The 23,784-nt window shown below is 62.7% G+C and carries 22 protein-coding genes; 10 read left to right on the top strand and 12 right to left on the bottom strand.

Annotated elements, in window-relative coordinates; all coding sequences use genetic code 11:
* Positions 1-22 precede the first annotated feature (22 nt).
* Positions 23-685 carry a DUF3239 domain-containing protein gene (locus R4P70_RS06740; protein WP_020970500.1) on the top strand — a complete coding sequence of 221 codons (663 nt, stop codon included), beginning with the start codon at positions 23-25 and terminating at the stop codon, positions 683-685.
* A 9-nt stretch (positions 686-694) separates the two neighbouring features.
* On the opposite strand, the gene R4P70_RS06735 is transcribed toward R4P70_RS06740, so the two are convergent.
* Genes R4P70_RS06735 through R4P70_RS06710 form a run of 6 tightly spaced genes read right to left on the bottom strand, consistent with a single transcriptional unit; the run spans position 695 to position 7,064 of the window.
* Positions 695-1,681 (bottom strand): LLM class F420-dependent oxidoreductase, encoded by a 987-nt coding sequence (locus tag R4P70_RS06735; protein WP_019744950.1) that lies wholly within the window; start codon positions 1,679-1,681, stop codon positions 695-697.
* A 13-nt stretch (positions 1,682-1,694) separates the two neighbouring features.
* A complete protein-coding gene (locus tag R4P70_RS06730) occupies positions 1,695-2,927 on the bottom strand; it encodes an MFS transporter (protein ID WP_021332205.1) in 1,233 nt (410 codons plus the stop codon).
* Entirely contained in the window at positions 2,924-4,270 is a 1,347-nt protein-coding gene (locus tag R4P70_RS06725; RefSeq protein ID WP_047889904.1) for an LLM class flavin-dependent oxidoreductase, read from the bottom strand. The genes R4P70_RS06730 and R4P70_RS06725 overlap by 4 nt, the downstream gene beginning before the upstream one ends.
* 31 nt (positions 4,271-4,301) lie before the next feature.
* Positions 4,302-5,174 (bottom strand): ABC transporter permease, encoded by an 873-nt coding sequence (locus R4P70_RS06720; protein ID WP_042952728.1) that lies wholly within the window; start codon positions 5,172-5,174, stop codon positions 4,302-4,304.
* On the bottom strand, positions 5,167-5,988 hold the full coding sequence (locus R4P70_RS06715; protein WP_003940477.1) for an ABC transporter ATP-binding protein: 822 nt from the start codon (positions 5,986-5,988) through the stop codon (positions 5,167-5,169). The genes R4P70_RS06720 and R4P70_RS06715 overlap by 8 nt, the downstream gene beginning before the upstream one ends.
* Positions 5,985-7,064, bottom strand: a complete 1,080-nt coding sequence (locus R4P70_RS06710) for an ABC transporter substrate-binding protein (protein WP_019744955.1) — start codon at positions 7,062-7,064, stop codon at positions 5,985-5,987. The genes R4P70_RS06715 and R4P70_RS06710 overlap by 4 nt, the downstream gene beginning before the upstream one ends.
* Positions 7,065-7,341: 277 nt before the next feature.
* Here R4P70_RS06710 and R4P70_RS06705 point away from each other — a divergent pair, with 277 nt between their 5' ends.
* Positions 7,342-8,304 carry a sigma-70 family RNA polymerase sigma factor gene (locus R4P70_RS06705; protein ID WP_317830574.1) on the top strand — a complete coding sequence of 321 codons (963 nt, stop codon included), beginning with the start codon at positions 7,342-7,344 and terminating at the stop codon, positions 8,302-8,304.
* Here R4P70_RS06705 and R4P70_RS06700 read toward each other — a convergent pair.
* Complete coding sequence (locus R4P70_RS06700) at positions 8,280-10,001, bottom strand: FUSC family protein (RefSeq protein ID WP_317830573.1); 1,722 nt, start codon at positions 9,999-10,001, stop codon at positions 8,280-8,282. The two genes, R4P70_RS06705 and R4P70_RS06700, sit on opposite strands and share 25 nt — an antisense overlap.
* Before the next feature lie 187 nt (positions 10,002-10,188).
* On the opposite strand from R4P70_RS06700, the gene R4P70_RS06695 reads away from it, so the two are divergent.
* On the top strand, positions 10,189-11,367 hold the full coding sequence (locus R4P70_RS06695; RefSeq protein WP_020908816.1) for an acyl-CoA dehydrogenase family protein: 1,179 nt from the start codon (positions 10,189-10,191) through the stop codon (positions 11,365-11,367).
* A 4-nt stretch (positions 11,368-11,371) separates the two neighbouring features.
* Here the strand turns inward: R4P70_RS06695 and R4P70_RS06690 are convergent, their stop codons facing one another.
* Positions 11,372-11,998 carry a TetR/AcrR family transcriptional regulator gene (locus R4P70_RS06690; RefSeq protein ID WP_020970505.1) on the bottom strand — a complete coding sequence of 209 codons (627 nt, stop codon included), beginning with the start codon at positions 11,996-11,998 and terminating at the stop codon, positions 11,372-11,374.
* Entirely contained in the window at positions 11,995-12,651 is a 657-nt protein-coding gene (locus tag R4P70_RS06685; protein WP_070385585.1) for a TetR/AcrR family transcriptional regulator, read from the bottom strand. The genes R4P70_RS06690 and R4P70_RS06685 overlap by 4 nt, the downstream gene beginning before the upstream one ends.
* 183 nt (positions 12,652-12,834) lie before the next feature.
* On the opposite strand from R4P70_RS06685, the gene R4P70_RS06680 reads away from it, so the two are divergent.
* From R4P70_RS06680 to fadD11, 7 genes are read left to right on the top strand one after another with little or no spacing between them, the layout of a single operon-like run.
* Positions 12,835-14,391 (top strand): NAD(P)/FAD-dependent oxidoreductase, encoded by a 1,557-nt coding sequence (locus R4P70_RS06680; RefSeq protein ID WP_317830572.1) that lies wholly within the window; start codon positions 12,835-12,837, stop codon positions 14,389-14,391.
* Complete coding sequence (locus R4P70_RS06675) at positions 14,391-15,323, top strand: metal-dependent hydrolase (protein WP_019744962.1); 933 nt, start codon at positions 14,391-14,393, stop codon at positions 15,321-15,323. The genes R4P70_RS06680 and R4P70_RS06675 overlap by 1 nt, the downstream gene beginning before the upstream one ends.
* Positions 15,320-16,411, top strand: coding sequence for a PDR/VanB family oxidoreductase (locus tag R4P70_RS06670; protein WP_020908820.1), 1,092 nt, complete (start codon positions 15,320-15,322; stop codon positions 16,409-16,411). Before R4P70_RS06675 ends, R4P70_RS06670 begins: the two co-directional genes overlap by 4 nt.
* Positions 16,408-16,908: an SRPBCC family protein gene (locus tag R4P70_RS06665; RefSeq protein WP_060938145.1), complete on the top strand. Its 501-nt coding sequence runs from the start codon at positions 16,408-16,410 to the stop codon at positions 16,906-16,908. The genes R4P70_RS06670 and R4P70_RS06665 overlap by 4 nt, the downstream gene beginning before the upstream one ends.
* Complete coding sequence (locus tag R4P70_RS06660; RefSeq protein ID WP_317830571.1) at positions 16,905-18,338, top strand: aldehyde dehydrogenase family protein; 1,434 nt, start codon at positions 16,905-16,907, stop codon at positions 18,336-18,338. The genes R4P70_RS06665 and R4P70_RS06660 overlap by 4 nt, the downstream gene beginning before the upstream one ends.
* 4 nt (positions 18,339-18,342) lie before the next feature.
* Positions 18,343-19,305 carry an SDR family oxidoreductase gene (locus R4P70_RS06655; RefSeq protein WP_283567806.1) on the top strand — a complete coding sequence of 321 codons (963 nt, stop codon included), beginning with the start codon at positions 18,343-18,345 and terminating at the stop codon, positions 19,303-19,305.
* Positions 19,302-21,104 (top strand): fatty acid--CoA ligase FadD11, encoded by a 1,803-nt coding sequence (gene fadD11, locus R4P70_RS06650; protein ID WP_279217693.1) that lies wholly within the window; start codon positions 19,302-19,304, stop codon positions 21,102-21,104. Before R4P70_RS06655 ends, fadD11 begins: the two co-directional genes overlap by 4 nt.
* Here fadD11 and R4P70_RS06645 read toward each other — a convergent pair.
* Genes R4P70_RS06645 through modA form a run of 3 tightly spaced genes read right to left on the bottom strand, consistent with a single transcriptional unit; the run spans position 21,080 to position 23,777 of the window.
* A complete protein-coding gene (locus R4P70_RS06645; RefSeq protein WP_317830570.1) occupies positions 21,080-22,165 on the bottom strand; it encodes a sulfate/molybdate ABC transporter ATP-binding protein in 1,086 nt (361 codons plus the stop codon). The two genes, fadD11 and R4P70_RS06645, sit on opposite strands and share 25 nt — an antisense overlap.
* Positions 22,162-22,971, bottom strand: a complete 810-nt coding sequence (locus R4P70_RS06640; RefSeq protein ID WP_020970514.1) for an ABC transporter permease — start codon at positions 22,969-22,971, stop codon at positions 22,162-22,164. Before R4P70_RS06640 ends, R4P70_RS06645 begins: the two co-directional genes overlap by 4 nt.
* On the bottom strand, positions 22,968-23,777 hold the full coding sequence (gene modA, locus R4P70_RS06635) for a molybdate ABC transporter substrate-binding protein (protein WP_020970515.1): 810 nt from the start codon (positions 23,775-23,777) through the stop codon (positions 22,968-22,970). The genes R4P70_RS06640 and modA overlap by 4 nt, the downstream gene beginning before the upstream one ends.
* Positions 23,778-23,784: the final 7 nt, after the last annotated feature.

Genomic DNA, 23,784 nt, shown 5'->3' with positions numbered 1-23,784 from the left:
GCACCACCCGAAGGATTTTTTCGTGGCTGACTTCCAGTTCACCGTCGACAAGGCCCACGCCAAGTCGGTCAACGACACACTGGCCGACGTACGCCGCCTGCAGATTTCTGCGGTGATCTTCGCGATCGTCCTCGCCGCGGTCGGAGCCTGGCTGATCAGCATGGGTGAGGTGTGGTCCATCATCATCGGCGCGGTCCTCGCCATCGGTGCGGCCAGTTCACTGTGGGTCGCCTTGTGGGCACCTCGCAAGGTGGGAAGCGTCGAATCTCTGTATGCGGACAACCCACTGGTTCCCGCGATCGTCACCGAGGTTCACCCTCGAGCGGCGACCCTGACGGCACTGATCGACATCGCGAAGCCGGCGGCCGGAGCACCGAAGTACGCGCTCGTCAGCCGCAATGTTCGACTCAATCCGAAGTGGCGAGTCGGCGACCGCATTCCGTCGGTGGCACTGCGTTCGGATCGTTCCACCCGCAGCAAGGCTGACACGTGGCAGATGGTCAGCCCCATGCCGATCGAGTGGGGAACCAAGGACTCGGCAGTGCTGGCACGCGCGATCGCAGCTGTCAGTGCGAGCGAGTGGAACTTCCTGCAGAGCCGGATCCCCGACTCCGAAGAAGTTCGCACCCACCCCGATCGCCGGGTTCTGATCAACCCGGCCGATCTTCCTGACTCCCTGCGCTAGCCCTAACGGTTACGCAAGCGCGGGCAGCACTTCCTTCTCGAACATCTCGATTCCCGACGTGTCGTACGCGGCCTCGGGGAAGTAGAAGATTGCGTACTCGAGTCCCTGTGCCTTGAGCGCCGACAGGTTCTCGATTATCTGCTCGGGTGTACCAACGGCGGGCATTCCGCGGAACGCATCGAGCGACGCATCGGCGGCAGCTTCGCCGACCAACGGCGTCAGTCTGTCCTTCAGTGTCTCCAACCGCTGAGCCACCTCGGCTTCCGTCGCGCCGATGGCCACGTTGTAGTTGGCCGAACGGACGATGGCATCGAAATCGGTACCGACGGTGTCGCAGTGCTTCTTCAGGATCTCGGACTTGTGCGCGAAGCCGGCCGGGGTGCCGTCGAAGTTTGTGTACTGCGCGTACTTGGCCGCGATCTTGAGTGTGACCTTCTCGCCGCCACCGGCAACCCAGATGGGAATTCCGCCCTCTTGCAACGGAAGTGGACGGCACAGCGCTCCGTCGACCTGGTAGTACTTGCCGTCGAGCGTCGAGCTGCCGGTCGACCACGCCTGCTGCATGATCTGGATTCCTTCGTCGAGGCGGCCCAGACGCTCACCGGCAGAGGGGAAACCGTAGCCGTACGCGCGCCACTCCTGCTCGTACCAACCGCCGCCGATGCCCATCTCGACGCGTCCACCCGTGATCAGGTCGGTGGTCGCGGCGACCTTGGCGAGGTACGCCGGGTTTCGGTAACTCATGGCGGTACACATCTGGCCCAGTCGGATACGCGAGGTCGACGCACCGAGTGCGGCCATCAACGTCCACGCCTCGTGAGTCGCTTCTTCCGTCGGTTGGGGAACGGTGTGAAAGTGGTCGTAGACCCACACCGACTCCCACGGCCCTGCCTCCGCGCGCAGCGTGAAGTCTCGCATCACCTCCCACTGCTTCGCGGGGTCGATGCCGACCAGGTCCAGACGCCAGCCTTGAGGTACGAACAGTCCGAATCGCATGTAGCGAGCCTACCTACAGTTTCCCGACGCGCGACCGGGGTGACACCCGCGGAGAATAGACCGGAATGAAGCGGAACATCATCGCCGCGCCGGCGAACGAAGTCGCGCCCAGTGCGGCAAATGCCCACCCGAGCGGGAACACCGCGGCGAGAAGACCGATCGCGAGCGGCCCACCGAACATGCCCGTGTCGTGCGTCAATCGCCATGCAGCGAGGAACTCGGCGCGCTCTTCGGGTGGGGCGATATCAGCACCGAGAGTCATGATCACGCCGTTGCCCAGTCCGTTGCCGATCCCCATCACGACAGCGACCACGGTCAATCCCACTGCGCCCGTCGAAAACGGCAACATCAGGTACGACACACCGATCACCGTCAGCGAAGGCACCGCGACCAACCTGCGGCCGTATCGGTCCATGATGTGTCCGGCCGGATACGAGCACAGCAGGTCCACGGCCGCACCGATACCGAAGATCACACTCACCTGGGCTGCATCCAACCCGAGGTGCAATGCCCACAATGGAAGAACGGCCTCACGCGAAGCCCGGGCGGCGCCCATCAGAAGGGAGCCTGTCCCGAGCGTGGACAGAGCGGCACGATGACGGCGAAGGATCTCCGGGAGGGTGACGTGCCCGTGATCGCTGTTGCCCGCCTGCACCTTTCGTGGCGGGTCGGGAACGCGGGCCATCAGCGCCCCGGCGAGCACGACGCCCACCAACTGGACGAGGAATCCTCCGCGTGCTCCCACCAGGAGAATCACGCCGGCACCGATGAGCGGTCCCAGGAAGAAACCCAACCGCCACATCGCGGCGAACGACGACATTGCTCGGGCCCGAAGACCGAGTGGCACGGTCTCGGCGAGGTAGCTCTGCCGCGCAAGGCCCCACACCGCATTCGCCAGTCCGGTCAACAGTGCGCCGATACCGAGCATCCACGGAGTCTGCGCAAGCAGACAGATCACCACTCCTGTTGCACCCAAAGAACTTCCGCCGATGATCGATCTACGCTCACCGAAACGCGACACTATCCGGCCGGCAGGGAGGTCACCGAGTACGGCACCCAAGCCACCGAGCGCAACGATCAGGCCGGCGACGGCGACCGATGCGCCCAGGTCGCGCGCGGTGACGGCCATGATGGGGGCAGCCGCACCCTGACCGATCCCGAAGATGGCCGCCGGCACGAAAACCGTTGTGACCAGTGGCTTGAGTCCGGCAATCGCCGGCTGTTCCTTGGGCAGTGTTTCCGTCACGCGCTCACTTCTGCCGCGTCAGCGGCCCGCGAGAACCGGTTCGCCGGACGATCGAGGCCGTAGTGGCCCCGCAGGGTCGATTCGGTGTACTCGGTTCGGAAGAGCCCACGCGCCTGCAGAATCGGCACGACCCGGTCGACGAACACCTCGAGCCCTCCGGGCAGATAGGGCGGCATGATGTTGAAGCCGTCCGCGGCGCCCTTGTCGAACCATTCGGTCAACTCGTCCGCGACCTGCTCCGGTGTCCCGGCAAATGTCCGATGCCCACGGCCACCGCCGAGTTTGCCGATCAATTCACGGACGGTGAGGTTTTCGCTCTCTGCAAGATCTTTGACGAGCTGGTATCGACTCTTGTTCCCTTGGATGCGATCGATGTCCGGCAACGGTGGCAGCGGGGCATCCAGAGAATGCTCGGTGAGATCGACACCCACCATGTTCGAGAGCTGGCGCAGCGAATACTCCGGAGAGATCAGGTCCGTGAATGACTGCTCCAGAGCCTTCGCTTCTTCTTCCGTATCCGCGATGAAGGGCACGATGCCCGGCAGCACCTTGATCTCGTCGGGACTACGCCCGTACTTGATCAGCCGCGCTTTGAGATCGTTGTAGAAATCCTGCCCCTGCTCGAGTGTTCGTTGAGCGGTGAACACGGCTTCGGCATACCTCGCCGCGAAATCCTTACCGCTCTCGGAGGAACCGGCCTGTACAAGCAGCGGACGTCCCTGTGGAGACCTCGGCGAATTGAGCGGGCCAGCCACCGTGAATCGTTGACCGTCATGGTCGATGCGATGGACACGATCAGGATCGGCGAAGATTCCGGTCTCTTCGTCCAGGACAACTGCCCCCTCTTCCCAGCTGTCCCAGAGTCCGAGCGTCACGTCGAGAAACTCCTCGGCGCGCTCGTAACGACCGCTGTGCGTCGGTACCGCATCGAGGCCGAAGTTCGCGGCCTCGTCGGCGCCGGCCGACGTCACGATGTTCCACCCGCCTCGTCCGCCACTGATGTGATCGAGGGAAGCGAACTTCCTTGCAAGAGTGTACGGATCGCTGTAACTGGTCGACGCGGTTGCAATCAACCCCACCTTCTCGGTGGCCGCAGCGATCGCCGACAGCAAGGTGACGGGTTCGAAGATCGCCTGAGTGTTGTATTTGACCCGCGGGCCGACTGCTAGACCGTCGGCGAAGAACACCGAGTCCAACCTTCCACGCTCGGCGATTCTCCCCAGTTCCTGGAAGTGCTTGACGTCCAGAAGGTTGGCCGCATTTGTGCGAGGGTGGCGCCACGCCGCCTCATGATGGCCGACGCCCATCAGGAAGGCGTTCAGATGAAATTGTCGTTCGGACATGAGTTCGCAGAATCTTTCCGTGAAAGTGTGGTCAGGTGGTGACGCGCCAGCGCGAGAGCCGACGTTCGATCAGGACCAGAATCGCGTTGATTGTCAGACCCAACAACGAGATCGCGACGATGCCCGCATACATGTTCGGGATCTGGAAGTTGAGTTGGGAAGCGGTGATCAGATACCCGAGACCGGCTTTGGCCCCGACCATTTCGGCGGCGATCAGCACGAGAATCGACGACGCGGCGGCCATGCGGATACCCGTGAAGATCGTGGGAACTGCGGCGGGCAGAACCACCTTCTGGAACAGCCGAATCGAGGAGAACCCCAGCGAGGCAGCGGACTTGATCAGCAGGGGGTCCACTGTTCGCACACCGGAGATCGTGTTGAGCAGAATCGGGAAGGTGCAGGCGTAGATCACCAGGGCGATCTTCGATTCCTCACCGATTCCGAGAATCAGCACGAAGACGGGAAGCAGAGCCAAGGCTGCTGTGTTGCGGAACAATTCGAGAATCGGGTTGAGGAAGTCGGAGACCGGGCGGTACCAGGCGATCGCGATTCCCAACGGAATCGCGATCGCAATGGCCACGAAGAATCCGGTCAGCGCACGCGTCAGACTGGCCGAAACATGCTCTTGCAATTGTCCGTTCTCGGCGAGAGTGAAGAATGCGGACACAACTTCGGTGAAGGGCGGGAGGAAGACCTTGTCCACCAGCCCGAGCCGAGGTGCCGCTTCCCAGATCCCGAGGAAGATCGCGATCGCAATCGACGGCTTGGCAATCCGCCAGGCGGTGGAACCAATGTAGCGCGCCGCCTTGCCGCCGGCCTGGCTCCGCTGCGCAATGTCAGGTGTTTTGTCGGGCAACGGTTTCGGGTCGACGACCACCTCCGGCGTCGCCAATGCGCTAGACATGTGCAACCTCCTTGGCAGGATCGAGTTCGCCGGCCCGAGCGCGCTCGACTTCACCGTGCAGCAGCGTCCAGATCCGGTGCCGGAACACACGGAACTCCTCACCTGATCGCACGTCGTCGCCGGACCGGTCGATGTCGATGTCGACGATCGTCTTGACGCGCCCCGGGCGCGAAGTCAGTACTGCGACACGTTGCCCGAGGTAGATGGCCTCGTCGATTCCGTGGGTGATGAACAGGATGGTCTTGCCGGTGGCCTTCCAGATGCGCAGAAGCTCGTCCTGCAGCGACTCTCGCGTCTGTGCGTCCAGCGCAGCAAATGGTTCGTCCATCAGCAACACTTCGGGATCGAAGGCCAAGCTGCGGGCGATCGCGACTCGCTGCTTCATTCCACCGGACAACTCGTGCGGATAGCGATCCGCGAAACCTTGCAGACCGACCAGTTCGAGGTAATGCTCGGCGAGTTCGCGTCGCTCGCTCTTCTTCACGCCCTTCGCCTCGAGTCCGAACTCGATATTGTGACGTGCAGTTCGCCATGGAAGTAGCGCGTATTGCTGGAAGACGATTCCCCGATCCAAGCCTGGGCCCGTGATCTGCTTGCCGTCCAGAAGGATTCGACCGGACGTGGGTGAACTGAGTCCTCCGAGGAGGTCCAGCAGAGTCGACTTGCCGCAACCACTCGGCCCGACGAGGACCAGGAACTCCCCCGGCGCCACGTCGATGTTGATGTCCTCGACCGCGGTGAAAACTTCGTCGGTCCCACGAATGTCGAACTGTTTGGTGACGTGCTCGAGCCGTAGTTTCGGTTCTGTGCTCATTTTGCTGCCTCCAGTGCCTGTCCGTCAGCGCCGCTGTCGGGTGAATACGTTCCGTTGGCGTACGGGTTGAATTCGTTGGTGTAGATGTCCGACGGCTTCAACTTTCCTTCTTCGAGTTCACCGTTACGGGTGAGCCAGTCGATCCACGTGCTGATCTCGGTATCGGTGATCGTTCCGCCGGGACCGGCGACTCCTGGGCTCTTCCAGTAGCTGATGAGCTTGGTGTCCTCGTTGCGTCCGCGGCTGTTGATGATCGACGTCAGCTTCGCGATCACTTCTTCTCGTGGGTGCGTCTGCGTCCAGCGGATGGCCCTCGCGGTTCCCTGTACGAAATCGGCGACCGCCTCCTTGTTCTGCGCGATGTAGTCGTCACGGAACACCAACGTGCCGTAGGTGAACGAGCCGAACAGCGATTCGTCGGTGAACAGCTCGCGAAGACCACCGCGTTCGAGCGCTGAGTCACGGAAGACCGAGCCGAGGGTGGCGACATCGATCTGTCCCTGCCGCAGCGCCTGTTCCGTGTTGACCGGCGGAACGACGATCAATTCAACCTGCTTGATCTCGTCAGGCGTAAGTCCCTGCCGCGCAAGCCATTCACGGACGACGAACTCGTGGTGCGCACCGAGGGTGTTCATCCCGACCTTCTTGCCGATCAAGTCCTTCGCCGACTTGATCGGACTGTCGTCGAGTACGTAGTACCCGTTGAAGCTCTCCTTGTCGGAGCCGTAGTACCCGATGACCGAGGTGATCGGCGAACCCGCAGAAGCCAACTTCACCACCGCACCGTTGAACGCTCCGCCGAACTCGGTTTGACCGGTCGCTGCGTTCTGAATGCTCTGAGGGCCGCTGGTCGTATCGCCGATCCAGTTGAGCTCCACGTCGTTGAAGTAGCCGAGGTCAGCGGCCAGTTCGGGGTAGATGACCTGTCCGGTGCTGCCCTCGTACCGCAGGACGGTCTTGCCGTCGGCGGTCTTGACGACTTCGTCGGAGGAGCCCGAGCAGGCAACGGCAAGGCTGGACAGAGTGACAAAGGCGACGGCCGCGGCTACCGAGCGCGCGAAACGAGGGCGAATCATGAAGTTGCTTCCTGTAGAAGATGATTGGTTCAGTTCTCGGCTACACCTGTCCGGAGCGCCGTGTGCGGCGCTCGGCACAGGCAGGTGTGGGGAATGTCAGTTCAACGACAACAGTTGAGCGACATGAGCGGGAAAGACCGAAACACGTGAGACTCCAATGAATGTGAAGACAGAATCGAGCCGTTAGCAGTGCCGAAACCATACGTCGGCACCCACTACCTGGGTCAACGGTTACATTCATGCCGGATTTAATGTGTGAGGTCCGTATCATGAGGGCATGCTTTCGCCGACGACTGCGCAGGACTTCGAGCAACACCGTGGCCACCTGACGTCGGTGGCCTACCGTCTCACCGGAAGTTTCAGCGACGCTCAGGATGCGGTGCAGGAGGCATGGATACGCTTGCAAGTCGCACAATCGAGACAAGGAAGCGACCTCGAGATCCGGGAGCTGCGCGGATGGCTCACCACTGTTGTCGGTCGGATCTGCCTCGATCATCTCAAATCGGCCGCAGTCAGAAGAGAAAGCTATGTCGGACAGTGGCTTCCGGAGCCGATCGTCACGCCCGTCGACGCCACCGCGGGCACACCCTCAGCGACACCCGATCCGCTGGAGTACGTCGTGACGCAGGAACAGAATCGTTTTGCGGCCCTCGTCGTCCTGGACACCCTTACTCCCGCTCAGCGCGTTGCCTTCGTCCTGCATGACGGCTTCGACGTGCCCTTCGCCGAGGTTGCGCGCATCCTCGACATCGAAGTAGCCACTGCCCGTCAGTTGGCCTCGCGGGCCCGTAAAGCCGCAGCGTCGGCGCCGGTCCCGGTCAGTAGCGAGGAGCATGCTGCCGCCGTCGAGCGATTGGTGACGGCTATCGCGAGTGGAGATCTGAACGCCGTGATCGATGCACTCGATCCCGATGCCGTCCTGATCGGTGACGCAGGCGGAACTACCCGCACGGCTGTCAACATTGTGCGCGGCAGCGATCGTGTGGCGCGGTTCTACCTGGGATTGGCCCGCAAGTACGGACCGGCAGCGGTGTTCTCGATGTCACCGGTTCTCGTCAACGGACGGCTCGGCGGTGTATTCGCCGGCTCACCAGGGGACGACCAGTACCCGCAGTTCGCCGCTCGCGTTGCCGGCTTCACTGTCCGCGACGGAGTTGTGTGCGCAGCCTACGATATTGCGAATCCAGCCAAGTTCAGCGCTGTGCCGATGCTCGATCACATCGAACCCGAACGCAAGTAACGAGACTCCCATTCCTCGAGGTGTGATCTGGACACCTGCGTTCCGAACCACAGTCGGTGCAGTACATCCGATCCCAGATGATGCAATTCGGTGTGCGTCCTCCACTGCTGCGACGCCCACTCGGGTTCGTTGTGGGCGGCGTCGATCCCGGCCATCGCGCTACCTCGTAGTTCGAAGTCCAGGTCCCGTCGAAGCTCCGAAAGCTCCGACCAATTCACCTGTGGTGCATAGTGCCTCGCGCGAATTTCGGTCAGTAGCTTGAACAGGACACTACCCGCCCGTTCGTCGACCCAGATCAGAGTGCGTCGATGCGCACCGCGCCCCACCGTCCACAGGACCACCAACGCCACGACGACGCCGATTGCCGTCTCGAGCATGCGGCTGAGGATCAGATGTTGGACGGTCCCGTGCGCACCACCGGCCGCGCCGAGGAGAATCGCGAGGGCGGTGATGAAGATGACGGCTATCCCGTAATTCCGCACCAGGAACAGCTCGATCCCGGCCATCAGGACTGCAAGTACCGCCACCAACCACAGACCGGTCGGACTCCAGGCGTAGATGGCACCCAACAGAATCAACCCGAGGACGGTTCCGCCGATGCGGTGAATTCCGCGATAGGTGCCCAGTATTCGATCCGGTCCTTGATGAAGGACCATCGCCGCGGCGATCACCGCCCAGTCCGGGCGATCGATGCCGAGCAGGACGGTGAGGGTTCCCGCGGCCATGCAGGCAATGGACAGCCGAAGTGCCGTGACCGACGCTCGGCTGGACGGATTGCAGGCGCGGAGGAACCGATATCGGATCGTCGGATCGGGCAGAGGCGGGTGGGCCCCGACCTCGTCGACGTCGAACGCGGGGTCCGCCCTGAGCTCCGGATCGTGGTCGTCGGAGATCGCTCTGGCCATCGAGATCTGCGCTCGTTCGAGTTCACGGGTCAACGGGTGGTCTTTCCCGACGATTGCGCCGCGGTAAAGGCACTGCCACGCGTCGTGCAGCCGAAGTGCTGCAGCGTGGCGTTTGTCTCGCGTGAGTTCGGGTGGGGCGTACGCCGCCTGAGCGTCCGTGTACTCCGCAACTGCCGAGACGGCTGCCTGTACAGCGCTGCGTTCGACAGCTCTCGGTGCCCACAGGATTCCCGTCATCGAGACGACCACCGCGTTGATCCCACCGATTGCCGTCCACATCGCGACCTCGACCGGCGGCTGGCCGGGAGTGGCGATCACGGAGCTGATCTCGGTGGTGAGCAACAGAAAGAACGCGCCCGGTGGACCCAATCGAAGCGCGTCGACGGTGAAGGCGCAGGTCGACACCACGACGGCCATGATCAGCACGACAAAGACGAGCAGCACCGTCGGCGCTCCCTCGGCGATGGCTCGGTGGACGGGCTCACCCACTGATGCCCCGATGAAGGACAGGATCGTCAGCGCCGTCGCGGCGATACCGACTGCCTTCCACCTGCTCCGGTACGGACGACCCTCACCGTAGATCGATGCAAATGCGCCGAGGCCGACCAGGAGCGACGCAGACCCGAATCCGAGCAGTGTGGCGATGGCCGCCGGAATCGCCAGGGCGAGGGCGACGCGAACTGCTCCGGGGTACCGGTTTCCCACCGGTGGCAATCCGAACAGGACGCTGCGCGCCGGCCGCGGAGCCGGGAGGTTGGACTCGTGACCCGCTGATGTTTCTTCGGGGTCCACTGCCCATCCTTCGCGCCGGCCTGTTCGTGTCTGTGTCGTCCCATTCTTGCGGGCGGCCGACGTGGAATTCGAGGCGGGTCCGGAGGTCGATTCGACCACCCCGTTATTGACACTCTGTCAACAGTGTGGATGATAGGTGGAGTCGGATCCGCTCGCGGGTCGCACTTCATCGATCGGGAGAATCACGATGACGCAAGGATCTACCGCAACCCGAACCACCGAACGCCGGTCCCCGTGGATGGACGACGAATTGGAGGCCGTGGCCGACCTGGCAAGGAACTTCTTCGCCAAACACGTCACACCGCATCAGAAACGCTTCGCGTCCCAGGGTTTTCCCGACAAATCCGCATATCGGGAACTCGGGACGCTCGGGCTCGCCGGCATGTCGATCCCCACCGAGTACGGCGGCGGAGGAGGAACGTTTGCGCACGACGCCGTGCTGTTCCACGAGCAGGTCATGGCGGGTGATCATTCACTCCAACTCGGCGTGCACTCGGGAATCGTGCCGCACTACCTCAATGCCTACGCCGATCACGAGCACAAACTGCGCTGGCTACCGAAGCTGGTGAGTGGCGAGTGGGTGGGCGCAATCGCCATGACCGAGCCCGGCACCGGATCCGACTTGCAGAACATCACCACCCGCGCCGTCCGCGACGGTGACGACTATCTGATCAGCGGCGCAAAGACATTCATCTCGAACGGTCGCAATTGTGATCTGGTGATCATTGCCGCCAAGACCGATCCCGGCCTCGGAGCGCGTGGAGTGTCGCTCATCGTGGCCGAGGTCGATGACAACACACCGGGTTTCGAGCGCGGGCGAATACTCGAGAAGGTCGGACAGAAGGGCCAGGACACCACCGAGCTGTTCTTCGACCGCTTGCGGGTGCCTGCAACAAACCTGCTCGGGGACCGCGAAGGCACAGGGTTTGCCCAGCTGATGCAGCAGCTACTGCCCGAACGATTGATCTGTGGGGTTGCAGCCACTGCGGCAATGGAGCGTGCCGTCGCCCTCACCGTCGAGTACACCAAATCCCGAAACATGTTCGGGCAAACGCTCTTCGATCTGCAGAACACCCGCTTCGAACTTGCCGAGTGCGCGTCCATCGCTCGTATCTCACGAACGTTCATCGACGACTGCATCGTCAAATATCTTGCCGGGCAGCTCGATGCGACTACCGCCGCGATGGCCAAGTACTGGCTCACCGATCAGCAGTGCGCCGTGATCGACCGCTGCGTGCAACTACACGGCGGGTACGGCTACATACTCGAATATCCCATCGCTCAGATGTACGCCGACGCTCGTATTCAGCGAATCTACGCCGGATCGAACGAAGTCATGAAGGACCTCGTGGCGAGATCACTCTGAGCAATCAGGAATCCGCCTCGCACGCCGGCAGAACGTCACGCACGATGGCGAGCAAACTGCGTACCAGCAGAAGGTGCACCTGTTCGCGGTCGAGCGCTCCCGTCACCAACCACTGCTTACTGGCGGCCTTCGCCAATCCTCCGTACGCCACGATCATCGAATGAACAGCAGCCTCGCTGCCTTCGCTCGGTCGAATCTCGAGCGCATCCATCATGCGTCGCGCAGCAACGTCGTCAGCGTCCTGCAGGATCCGATCCATCTCGGGATCACGGCGGAGGTCGTCGGACATGACTGTCGAGATCCACATGTCGCGATGACGCCAGGCGACGTCGAGCCACCGATCGATCACGGCGCCGATCCGCTTCTCCTGGCTCGCCGATCGCGGAATGCGGTCCACCGCCACTTCGGGAATGAAGACGAATCGCCGCACGACGTCGAGGTACAACTCCCGCTTGGAGCCGAAGTAATGATTGAGCAGCGGACGACCGACCCCGGCCGCCTTGGCCAACTCGGTCATCGAGACGTCGGCAAAAGACTTCTCCTCGAAAACCTTTGCCGCGCTGACAATGATCTGCTCACGCCGGTCTTCAGGACCGAGACGCTTTCCGCCTGTGGCCGACGCGGACGTCATTCTTTTCTCGCGGGCGTGCTGTCGACCGTCGCCTGCGCTTCGACCATGAGCGAAATGTGTTCCACCAAACGCTTTCGAGAGATCTTGGAGGACGGGGTGTGCGCCTGATAGATGAACGCGAGGGCACCGAACAGCCCCACCGAATTGAGTTCGGAGTTCGCGGAGTCGGTTGCCTCGCCGCCGTACATCAGCTCGAGCGACGCGGAGATCGGATTGGTGAACTCCGCCATCAATTCTCGCCCTCGATCCCACAGCGCAGGTTCCGCCTGGGATTCGACGAACATGATGCGTCCACGGCGCGGATCCTTGAATACGTAGGTGGTGAAGGCCTTCACCACGTGACGGATCAGGGCCGACGGTTCGGAAGGCGCCGCCTCGAGAGCGTCCAGAATAGTGTCGCGTGCCCCGAGAACGACCTCGTCGAGCACGGCGACCAGCAGTTCGTCACGATTGGCGAAGCTCTCGTAGAAGTACCGTTCGGTCAGCGCAGCCTCGCGGCAGGTCGCACGCATGGTCGCGGCGGCCGCACCCTCGGTGCCCATGATCTGCAACCCGGCTTCGATCAGCTGTGCCCGGCGCGCGGCGCGGCGATCTTCTGGTTCCTGCCCACGCCACCTGCGCGGGCCGGTGCGCCGAGCCTCGGTATCCGTCATGTCCCCATGTTCTCACTGACCGGCAGTGCTCTCGACCTCAGGTTATCGCGGCGACCTCGGCAAGCGAACTGACATCGCACGATGTCAATCAATTCAATTCTGACATCAATCGCTGTTGACATCACTTGATGTCAGACTTACTCTTCGTTCAGTTGTTCACGCACCAATCAGGAGGCGTCACACATGGTCGACATCGACCCAACCTCGGGGCCATCGGCCGGTGACGAGGAAACTCGAACTCGCCGAACACGAGTCGTCGTCATCGGAGCCGGTTTCGGCGGCATCGGAACGGCTGTCCGCTTGAAGCAGTCCGGGATCGACGACTTCGTCGTTCTGGAACGTGCCGCGGAGCCCGGGGGGACCTGGCAGGTCAATACCTACCCCGGTGCACAGTGCGACATCCCGTCGATTCTGTACTCGTTCTCGTTTGCGCCCAATCCGAACTGGACGCGGCTGTATCCGCTACAGCCCGAGATCTACGACTATCTCCGGGATTGCGTCCATCGCTTCGGACTGGCCGGTCATCTCCACTGCAACCAGGACGTGACAGAAGCTTCGTGGGACGAGCAAGCCCAGATCTGGCGGGTACACACTGCGGAAACCGTCTGGGAGGCACAGTTCCTGGTCGCGGCCACCGGCCCGTTCAGTGCCCCCGCCACACCCGACCTTCCCGGGCTCGAATCGTTTCGTGGTCAGATGTTCCACACCGCGGACTGGAACCACGACCACGACCTTCGCGGTGAGCGGATAGCCGTGGTCGGCACCGGCGCCTCTGCGGTGCAGATCATCCCCAGACTGCAACCGCTCGCGGACACGTTGACCGTGTTCCAGCGGACACCGACGTGGATCCTGCCGCATCCGGATCAGCCGATGACCGGCTGGCCAAGCGCTCTCTTCGAGCGGGTGCCGCTCACCCAACGACTGGCACGCAAGGGACTCGACCTGCTTCAAGAAGCCCTGGTACCCGGATTCGTGTACAAGCCGTCACTTCTCAAAGGTTTGGCCGCACTCGGCCGAGCACACCTTCGCCGGCAGGTGCGGGACCCGGAGCTTCGCGCAAAGCTGCTCCCCCACTACGCATTCGGATGCAAGCGTCCGACGTTCTCGAACACCTACTATCCCGCGCTGGCGTCACCCAATGTGGAGGTGGTGACGGACGGAATCGTCGAGGTGCAGGAGCGCGGAGTTCTCACCGCGGACGGCGCCTTCCGGGAAGTCGACACCATAGTCATGGGAACCGGCTTTCGGATGGGAGACAACCCGTCGTTCGACATCATCCGAGGCCAGGACGGCCGCAGCCTCGCACAGACGTGGAACGGCAGTGCCGAGGCCTTCCTCGGCACCACTATCAGCGGTTTTCCGAACTTCTTCATGATCCTCGGCCCCAATTCCGTGGTCTACACCTCGCAGGTCGTCACGATCGAAGCCCAGGTCGAGTACATCGTGAGCTGCATTCTTCAAATGGACGAGCGCGGCATCGGCAGCATCGACGTCCGCGCAGACGTGCAACGCGAGTTCGTACGCGCGACAGACCGCCGACTCGCCACCAGCGTGTGGAACGCCGGCGGGTGCAGTAGTTACTACCTTGTCGACGGCGGCCGCAACTACACCTTCTATCCCGGATTCAACCGATCATTCCGCGCCAGGACCAAACGAGCCGACCTCGCTCACTACGCGCAGGTACAACCCGTCTCGTCCGCAGCACTCACCACTGCTCGAGAAACCGTGAGGAGCCGATAATGCTCGGCATCAACGCCTTCCGAGGCACACCCGTCGTCGCACCGTCCGGCGCTCGCCGCTACACCGACGAAGCACATGCGATCGCCGCGCGGGACGTCGAATTCGACTGGGACGGCGTACCACTGCATTACGTGCCGAACGAACCGATGGTCACCCACGTCATCAACTTCATGCATCTCGTGTTGCCCGAGGGAGAGCGGGCCATGTCCGCAACGCTCGCCGAAGCACTCCCGCTCATCGAGGACACCCGCCTGCACGAAGAGGTGGTGGGATTCGTCGGCCAGGAAGCAACACACGCGTCGTCGCACAAAGGTGCACGCGAACATCTTGCGGACCTCGGCATGGACATGAAACCGATGTCACGCCGGATGGACTGGCTCGTGGACAAGATATTGGGCGACAAAGGATTGACCGGAAAAGCCAAGCACGCCTGGCTCTGTGAACGTCTCGGCTTGTTTGCCGCCATGGAGCACTACACGGCGGTGGTCGGGGAATGGCTGCTCACCGATCCCGCCCTCGAAGATGCCGGCATGCACCCGATGATGCTTGACATGGTGAAGTGGCACGGCGCCGAGGAAGTCGAACACCGCAACGTAGCCTTCGACGCCTACATGTACGTGGACGGCAGCTACGCCAGACGCGTTCGCACGGCGCTGCTGGCCAGCTTCACATTGTTCGTGCTGTTCATCGCCTCGATGAACTACCTGTTCCGACAGGACCCGTCCACGACGAAGGGCCGACTGTGGCCTCTCCAACTGATAAGCGCCACCCGTCGTGGCCTGGTACCCAACATGAAATTCCTGATCACCGAGATTCCTCCGTATCTGCGGCCGAGCTTCCATCCTTCCCAGATCGGGGACATGGACGTCGCCATGCGTTACCTCGCTCGCTCGCCTGCCGCCAATCGTTCTTCCGAAGCGAGCGCAGGATGAACAAGACGACTGCCGACAGTTCCCACGACGCACCCGACTTCACACCGACCCGATCGTTGAGGTTTGCCGCGCAAGCCACCGGCGCATACCGCCGAATCTTTGCAGCAAGTCCAGCAGCGCACATACTTTCGCGCCCGAGCCCGGTCCGCTACAGCGGGTTCGACATGACTCTGGACGTGAAGTCCGTCCGGTCAGAGTGCGACGACGTCCTGAGTGTCACCTTGACCCCGAGGGAAGGAATCACCCTTCCGTCGTGGATTCCCGGCGCCCACCTCGACATCTTTCTCCCCTCGGGAAGGCAACGACAGTATTCGCTGTGCGGCGACCCCGACGACTTGTCCTCGTATCGGATCGCCGTCCGGAGGATCGACGAGGGTGGGGGCGGCTCGCGCGAGATACACGAGTCGCTGAAACCCGGCATGGTTGTGGACGTCCGAGGGCCACGCAATGCATTTCCGTTTGTCGCTGCTCCGTCGTACCTCTTTGTTGCGGGCGGAATCGGGATCACTCCGCTCCTTCCCATGGTGCAACGTTGTCACCGCCGCGGAATCCCGTGGCGTTTGGATTATCTCGGACGAACTCGGACGGCCATGCCATTTCTCGACGAGATCGAGGAATACTCCAGCGGCCGGGTAACCATCCGACCGGACGACGAGTTGGGCCCGACGGATATCGAAACACTGGTCGCTGCTGCGGATCCCGGTGCCGCGGTGTACACGTGCGGACCGGCGCCGCTGATGAACATGGTGCGCGCGGCGACCTTCGCCGGCAATCCGACCGGATCGGTGCACAGCGAGAGGTTCTCCCCACTCCCGGTAGTCGACGGCAAGGAGTTCACGGTGCATCTGGCGCGCACCGGTCTCACCGTCGATGTGGGCGAGTCCGAAAGTGCTTTGGCTGCGATACGACGTGCACTTCCCGGAGTCGCGTATTCCTGCCAACAGGGCTTCTGCGGTACGTGCAAGGTTCGGGTGCTCTCGGGGAGCGTCGATCATCGAGACACCTTGCTCACCGAATCCGAACGTGCCGATTCGATGTTGACCTGTCGATCACGTTCCACCGGTGCATCTTTGGTGGTGGACCTGTGAGGGGAAAATTCTCTCTTGCGGCAGCCGACGCAGACTTCGTCCGATCCGCGCCGCTGGTGATCACTCACCGGATCGAATCCGAAGCGACGTGCGAAAGCCTGTGGCAGACGTTGACCTCGGACGGAGCGCTCACGTCGTGGGCGCGCGGGATCACCGGAGCCGACTGGACCTCGGCCAGACCATTCGGCATCGGGACTACCCGAACCGTGCGCGCCGGCGCTTTTGCTGCACTGAACGAGAGATTCTTCCGCTGGGACGAGGGGCACCGAATGACGTTCTACGTGGAGTCGGCGTCACTGCCGGGGTTCAAACGCTTCGCCGAAGATCTGGTGCTGGAACCGACTTCGACAGGCAGCCGCCTCACCTGGACATTCGCCGTACAAGCGCAGCCGTGGTTCGCCCCGATTCTGGCTCTGTCCCGACCGATCCTCGAACGCGTCACTCGCAGCTGGGCCGACGGCGCCGTCCACCACACACTTCAAGGAACTCCACAATGACGGCGACCGAGATCGACACGACCACACAGGCGTCCGACGACACGGTGACACAGGCAGTGCGCGACGCCCGAACTGCTTCCGAGTGGTGGGCAGAACTGACATTCGAGCAACGCGCTCGTCGACTGGATCGGTGGCGTGGAATCATCGCTCGTCGAGCATCCGAACTCGCCGACGTCGTGCACCGGGACATGGGCAAGCCGCACCCTGACGCGATGCTCGAAATCGCCATGGCACTCGAACATCTCGCGTGGGCGTCGAAGAATGCCCGAAAGGTATTGGGCAGGCGCAGCGTCCGCTCCAGTTTGTTGACGGTCAATCAGGCCGCCTCGCTGGAGTATCGACCTCTCGGGGTGATCGGTGTGATCGGTCCGTGGAACTATCCGGTCTTCACCCCGCTCGGTTCGCTCTCGTTCTCGCTGGCTGCAGGCAATGCCGTGGTCTACAAGCCGAGTGAGTTCGCCCCGGCAGTCGGGCAATGGTTGGTCCGAGCGTTTGTCGAGGTCGTCCCTGAACATCCTGTGCTGCAAGTTGTCACAGGAGACGGTTCGGTCGGCGCGGCACTGTGCCTGGCCGGTGTCGACAAGATCGGGTTCACCGGATCGACCGCGACGGGCAAGAAAGTCATGGCAGCGTGCGCCGAGACCCTCACACCGGTGTTGATGGAATGTGGCGGTAAGGACGCGCTCATCCTTGATGCCGACGGAAATGTTGGTGCCGCCGCGGATGCTGCGGTGTGGGGCGCATTGTCCAACTCCGGTCAAACCTGTCTGGGCGTCGAGCGTCTATACGTGCACGAACAGGTCTACGACGAGTTTATCGACAAGACAATCACTTTGGCTGCCCGAGTTCATGCGGGTCCGGGGGCCGAAGACAAGATCGGTCCGATCACCATGCCCTCGCAAGTGGCTGTAATCCGGCGCCACATCGACGACGCGGTGTCTCGAGGTGGACGTGTCGTTCTCGGAGGGCTCGGCTCGATCTCCGGCCAGTATGTGCAACCGACCATCATGGTCGACGTCCCCGAAGACAGCCTCGCCGTCACGGAGGAAACTTTCGGCCCGACGATGACGATCACCAAGGTCGCCTCGATGGACGAGGCGGTGGAGTTGGTCAATGCGCCGCCATACGCATTGGGAGCAAGCGTGTTCGGCAAGGATGGAGTGGCTGTTGCCGATCGGCTCCGATCCGGAGGAGCGTCGGTGAACTCTTACGTGATGTATGCCGCGGTTCCCAACCTGCCACTGGGTGGGGTCGGAGCATCTGGTTTCGGACGCGTTCACGGCCCAGATGGTCTGAAGGAGTTCACCTATGCCCGGTCGATGACCAGGCAACGATTCCGTTCGCCCCTACCACTGACGACGTTTCGACGGACCGCCCGAATCGACTGGCTGGTCAAGGTTCTCATCCGCGCTCTACACGGAAGGCACTGAAGCAATGACGGGACGCATGTCCGCAATTGCGGGAACAGTCCGCGATCTGGGCATTCCACTGCCCGGGCGCCGAATCGACTACGACGTCGCCGGAAAGGTCGTGCTGATCACCGGCGGAGGCGACGGTATCGGTTCCGCGCTGGCGCGCACTCTCCACCGGCGTGGGGCCACCGTGGCGCTGGTCGACGTCAACGAAAGTTCATTGGCAACGGCCGAGCGCTCATTCGAGCCACAGCGAGTCGTGACGGTGACGGCCGATGTCCGAGATCGGGACGGCATGACCGCAGCCGTGCAAACGATCATCGAGCAGCTGGGCAGAATCGACGTCGTGGTGGCCAACGCCGGAATCACCCCTCCCCCGGCAACATTGCGCCAGATCGATCCCGACGCATTCGATCGCGTGCTCGACGTCAATCTCACCGGCGTCTTCAACACAGTGCATCCGACCATCGACGAGGTGATCCGCAACAGTGGGCACATCGTCGTCGTGTCATCGGCGGCGTCGTTCGCCCCCGGTTTGGGCGGCGCTTCGTACATGATCAGCAAGGCTGGGGTCGAAGCGCTCGGCCGGGCGCTGCGTCTCGAGGTTGCCGGCTACGGCGCCACTGCCGGCATCGCGTACTTCGGGATGGTGGATACACAACTTGCACGCGCCACACTCGACGACGACGAGATCGGGCGCAAACTCGACGCTCGACTACCCGGTCCCCTCCGTCATCGAATCTCCCCGGACCGTGCCGCCACGGTGATCGCAGATGCGATCGCGCGCCGCGCCGCGCGGACCCTTGCCCCCGCTGCCTGGGAACCCTGGGCGTGGGGACGCGGATTCATCAATGTCCTGGCCGACGGCTATCTGGCCAGGGACAAACAGGCACACGACCTGATCCGCGAACTCGAAGACAGAACCACCGCTGCGGCCCCGACGAATGCATCAGCCCTGACAAAGGCATCCAGGAGATCATCATGACCACGTTGTGTGCAGCCTTCCAGCGAGTGTCGGCGGTAGCGCCCGACGCGGTGGCCCTGCGAGACATCGGCGATGCGCGAACACTGACGTGGCGCGAGTACGCCGAACAGGTCCGCGAGGTTGCCGCGGGATTGGCCGGAATCGGCGTGGGACACGGCGATACGGTTGCCTTGTTGATGAGTAACCGCATCGAGTTCTATCCGATCGACGTCGGTGCCCAACATCTCGGCGCGACGTCCTTCTCCATCTACAACACGTCGGCACCCGAAGCCATCCGTTACATCCTCGCCAATTCCGGTGCACGGGTTCTCGTCTGCGAAGACCGGTACGTGGATACGGTCCGCCGCTCAGGCGCCACACTCGAGACGATCGTCGTCGTCGACGCGCAATCGCATGTCCACCAGCCCGGCACCGTGACCTTGGAGCAGATGAAGAATTCTGCCGCATCGGATTTCGATTTCGAGGGCACCTGGCGTGCGGTGAAACCGAACGACGTCGCCACGTTGATCTACACCTCCGGCACGACCGGCAACCCCAAGGGCGTCGAGACGACTCATGCATGCCTGTTGTTCGAAACCAACGCCGTAAGCGCTGTACTCCCCGTCGAATTCGGTGACCGCATCACCTCGTACATGCCGTCGGCGCACATCGCCGATCGGCTCACCTGCCTGTACATGCAAATGGTGTTCGGCACCCAGATCACAGTCGTACCGGATCCGAGCCAGGTAGCGGCCGCGCTTCCGGACTGTCGCCCCACGATCTGGGGCAGCGTCCCCCGTGTGTGGGAAAAGCTGAAAGTTGCAGTCGAATCGGCTGTCGCCAACGAACCGGACGACGCGCGGCGAGCGGCGTTGCAGTGGGCACTCGACGTCGGTCGCACTCGTCTCGCACACTTGCGAGCCGGTGAAACAGTCCCCGCCGAACTGGAAGCGGACTACGCCCGAGCCGATACGATGGTCCTGTCCGCTCTGCGTGCGAAACTCGGCTTTGCCGAACTGAAGTGGGCCATCTCTGGCGCCGCACCGATTCCGCCGGACACGTTGGCATTCTTTGCGGCCCTGGGAGTTCCGATCTCGGAGATCTGGGGAATGTCCGAGCTGACATGCATCGCGAGCACCGCGCCGGCCGAGCCGACCAAGCTCGGAACGGTCGGAAAGTTACTCCCAGGCATGGAAATGCGCATCGAGCCGGACGGCGAGCTACTGGTTCGAGGCCCGTTGGTCATGAAGGGGTACCGCGGCGAACCGGCAAAAACGGCCGAAGCGATCAGTGCAGACGGGTGGCTCTCGACCGGAGATGTCGTCACCGCCGACGCGGACGGCTACCTCACGGTGATCGATCGCAAGAAGGAGCTGATCATCAACGCGTCGGGAAAGAACATGTCACCGGCCGCCATCGAGACGGCAGTGAAGACGTCGTCGTCGTTGATCGGTGAGGTCGTGACGATCGGAGACGGCCGAAAGTTCAACACAGCGTTGATCACTCTCAGCGCCGACGCCGCGGTCGGAGCGGCACGCTCACTGGGACTTGCGGCCGAGGCCGCGGTACTCGCCAAGGATGCTCGGATCGTCGACGTCGTTGCAACTGCTGTCGCCGAGGGAAACTCGCGTCTGTCGAGGGCCGAGCAGATCAAGCGGTTTCACGTACTCACCATGTTCTGGGAGCCAGGCGGCGACGAGCTGACACCGACGATGAAGCTCAGGCGCAAGCCGATAGCCGAGAAGTACGCGTCCGAAATTGCAGCCCTCTATGCGGATTCGGTCGTAGAGGACGTCTACGAGCCTGCACCCTGCGCATAGATCAGCGTCTCGGTGGCCTTGACCACAAACGTAGCGGCCGATCCCGGAACCAGATCGAGTTCGGCCGCTGCGCTCGCCGTGATGTCGGCAGACAAGCCCGGCTGGCCGGCTTCGTCCTCCGCTCGGACTCGGACGACATCGCCTCGGTTTTCGATCTCCGCGATCGTGACCGCAAACGCGTTTCGTGGGCTGCCGTGAGGCGGATCCAGGTAGACCGACACTGCTCGCGGCTCGAAGACTGCCACGGCGGCACTGCCGGCCGGTAGGTCGGTCTCCGTCTGGCCCGCGATATCCACCCCGACCGGACTTCTGAGCACTCCGTCTCCGGCCATCGTGCCGCTGCGCAAGTTGATTCCGGCGATGCGTGCTGCGAATGCACTACGCGGGCGGGTCAGAACTGTTCGTACGTCACCACGTTCGACGACCCGGCCACCGTCCATGACGACAACCGTGTCGGCCAGCGCAAGTGCGTCCAGAGCGTCGTGCGTGACGAGTACGGCAGTGCGATCGCCGGTCCTGAGCACTCGGCGCAGTAACGACCGCAGCGCGGGGGCGGAAGCGACATCGAGCGCGGACATCGGTTCGTCGAGCAGAAGCAGTTCGGGTTCAGCAGCCAATGCCCTCGCCACTGCAACCCGTTGCGCTTGGCCACCGGAGAGTTGTGAAGGCTTGCGTTCAGCCACATCGCCGGCGTCGACTGCGTCCAGCCAATGGCGCGCGGACTCGGCGGAATCGCGACGCGACCGCCCTGCACTGCGCGGCGCGAACGCCACGTTCGCAGCCGCACTGAGATGGGGAAAGAGAAGTGCCTCTTGCGCGAGTAGGGCAGTGCCGCGCCGATGGGGTGCCAACACGACTCCCCTACGGGTATCGGTGAGAACGCGGGAATTGAGTTCGATCAACCCGCGCCGCGGATGATGCAGTCCGGCAACCGCCGCCAGTACCGTCGACTTGCCGGCGCCGTTCGGCCCGAGGATGGCGGTCACCTCGCCCGCCGCTACGTCGAACGTCGCAACGACGTCGCGCTCCGGAATCTCGATGTCGACGTGGAGGCCACTCACAACGAACCCGCCGATCCGCGTCCACGCACCGCAACCACGATGACCACCGCGACTACAACCAGCACCAGCGAAAGCGCCACCGCTGCATCCGGATCGGTCTCACGCTGGAGATAGATTTCCAGCGGCAGGGTACGCGTCACCCCTTGCAGACTTCCCGCGAAGGTCAGCGTCGCACCGAATTCCCCCAGCGCTCGAGCGAAAGCCAGAACTGCCCCTGACACCAGACCGGGAAGCACCAGCGGCAGAGTCACCCGGCGAAGCACAGTGGTCGGGCGGGCTCCGAGCGTCGAGGCAACGGCCTCGTATCTTGTACCCGCAGTGCGTAGTGCACCTTCGAGGCTGACGACGAGGAACGGTAGCGCAACAAACGTCTGCGCCAGGACCACCGCGGTTGTCGAGAATGCTATCTGGATGCCGAGCACTTCCAACTGCTCACCGATCAACCCTTTGCGCCCGAACGTGTACAGCAACGCGATACCGCCCACCACGGGCGGCAGAACCAGCGGGAGCAGAATCAAGGATCGAAGAACGGACAGTCCCCGAAAATGACTGCGCGCCAACACCGCGGCCATCGGTACCCCGAACAGGATGCACAGCAGCGTGCTCATTGCCGCTGTCTTCAAACTCAGTTTCAACGCGGCAACCGACGATTCGGAAGTCACGAGTTCCCAGAACTGCGACCACTGCACGGTGGCCAGCATCGCCGCCAAGGGCGCGATGACAAACGCTCCGCCGATCAGCGCCGGAAGGTAAATCCATACCGGCAACCCGAGCGGAGCCCGGACTGCCGGTCTTAGGTGTGTCACGGGGCAGCGAATCCCGCGTCACTCAGAACTGCCAGGCCCTTGGGCCCCTTGACGAGATCGACGAACTTGGTTGCCGTTTCCGAATTCTTCGAATCCTTCAGCACCGCAATCCGGTACAGGTTGACCACCGTGGTGGCTTCCGGGAACGCGACCGTCTGCACCTTGTCACCCGCGGACTTCGCGTCGGTGACGTAGACGATGCCGGCATCGGCCTGACCGGACGTCACCTTGTTGAGAACGTCGGTCACCGACGATTCCTCACTGACGGGCGAGAGGGTCTCACCTGTGGCCGTCTCGACCTTCTTCGTAGCCGCGCCACACGGGACCTGCGGAGCGCAGATCACCAGTTGTGTCCCCTCCTTTGCCAGATCGGCGAAGGACGCGATGCCCTTCGGATTGCCAGGCGGTACAACGATCGTCAAGGTATTGCTCGCGAAATCCGAGGGCGACCCCGCGACGACACCGGCATCGGTGGCCTTGGTCATGTTGGCGGCGTCAGCCGAGGCGAACACGTCAGCCGGTGCGCCCTGGGTGATCTGGGCGACGAGATCCGAGGACCCGGCAAAGCTGAATGTGACCGATGAACCGGGGTTCTCGGACTCGAACTCCTTGCCGAGTTCGGTGAAGCTGGTCTTGAGTGACGCCGCCGCGAAGACGGTGATGCTTCCCGTGGCACTGTCACTGGAAGTGGTCGTGGTCGGAGCGGCCGACGACGTCTCCGACGACGAATTGTCGGAGGAACTACAACCGGTCACCAGGGCAAGCGAAAAGGCACCTGCTGCAACAAGTCCGACTACACGCTTCACGAATTTC

This window comes from Rhodococcus sp. IEGM 1241 (genome assembly GCF_033142365.1).
Taxonomy (GTDB): Bacteria; Actinomycetota; Actinomycetes; order Mycobacteriales; family Mycobacteriaceae; genus Rhodococcus_F; species Rhodococcus_F erythropolis.
Note: the sequence above shows the minus strand (reverse complement) of the source record. Positions and strands in the feature narration are given on the sequence as shown.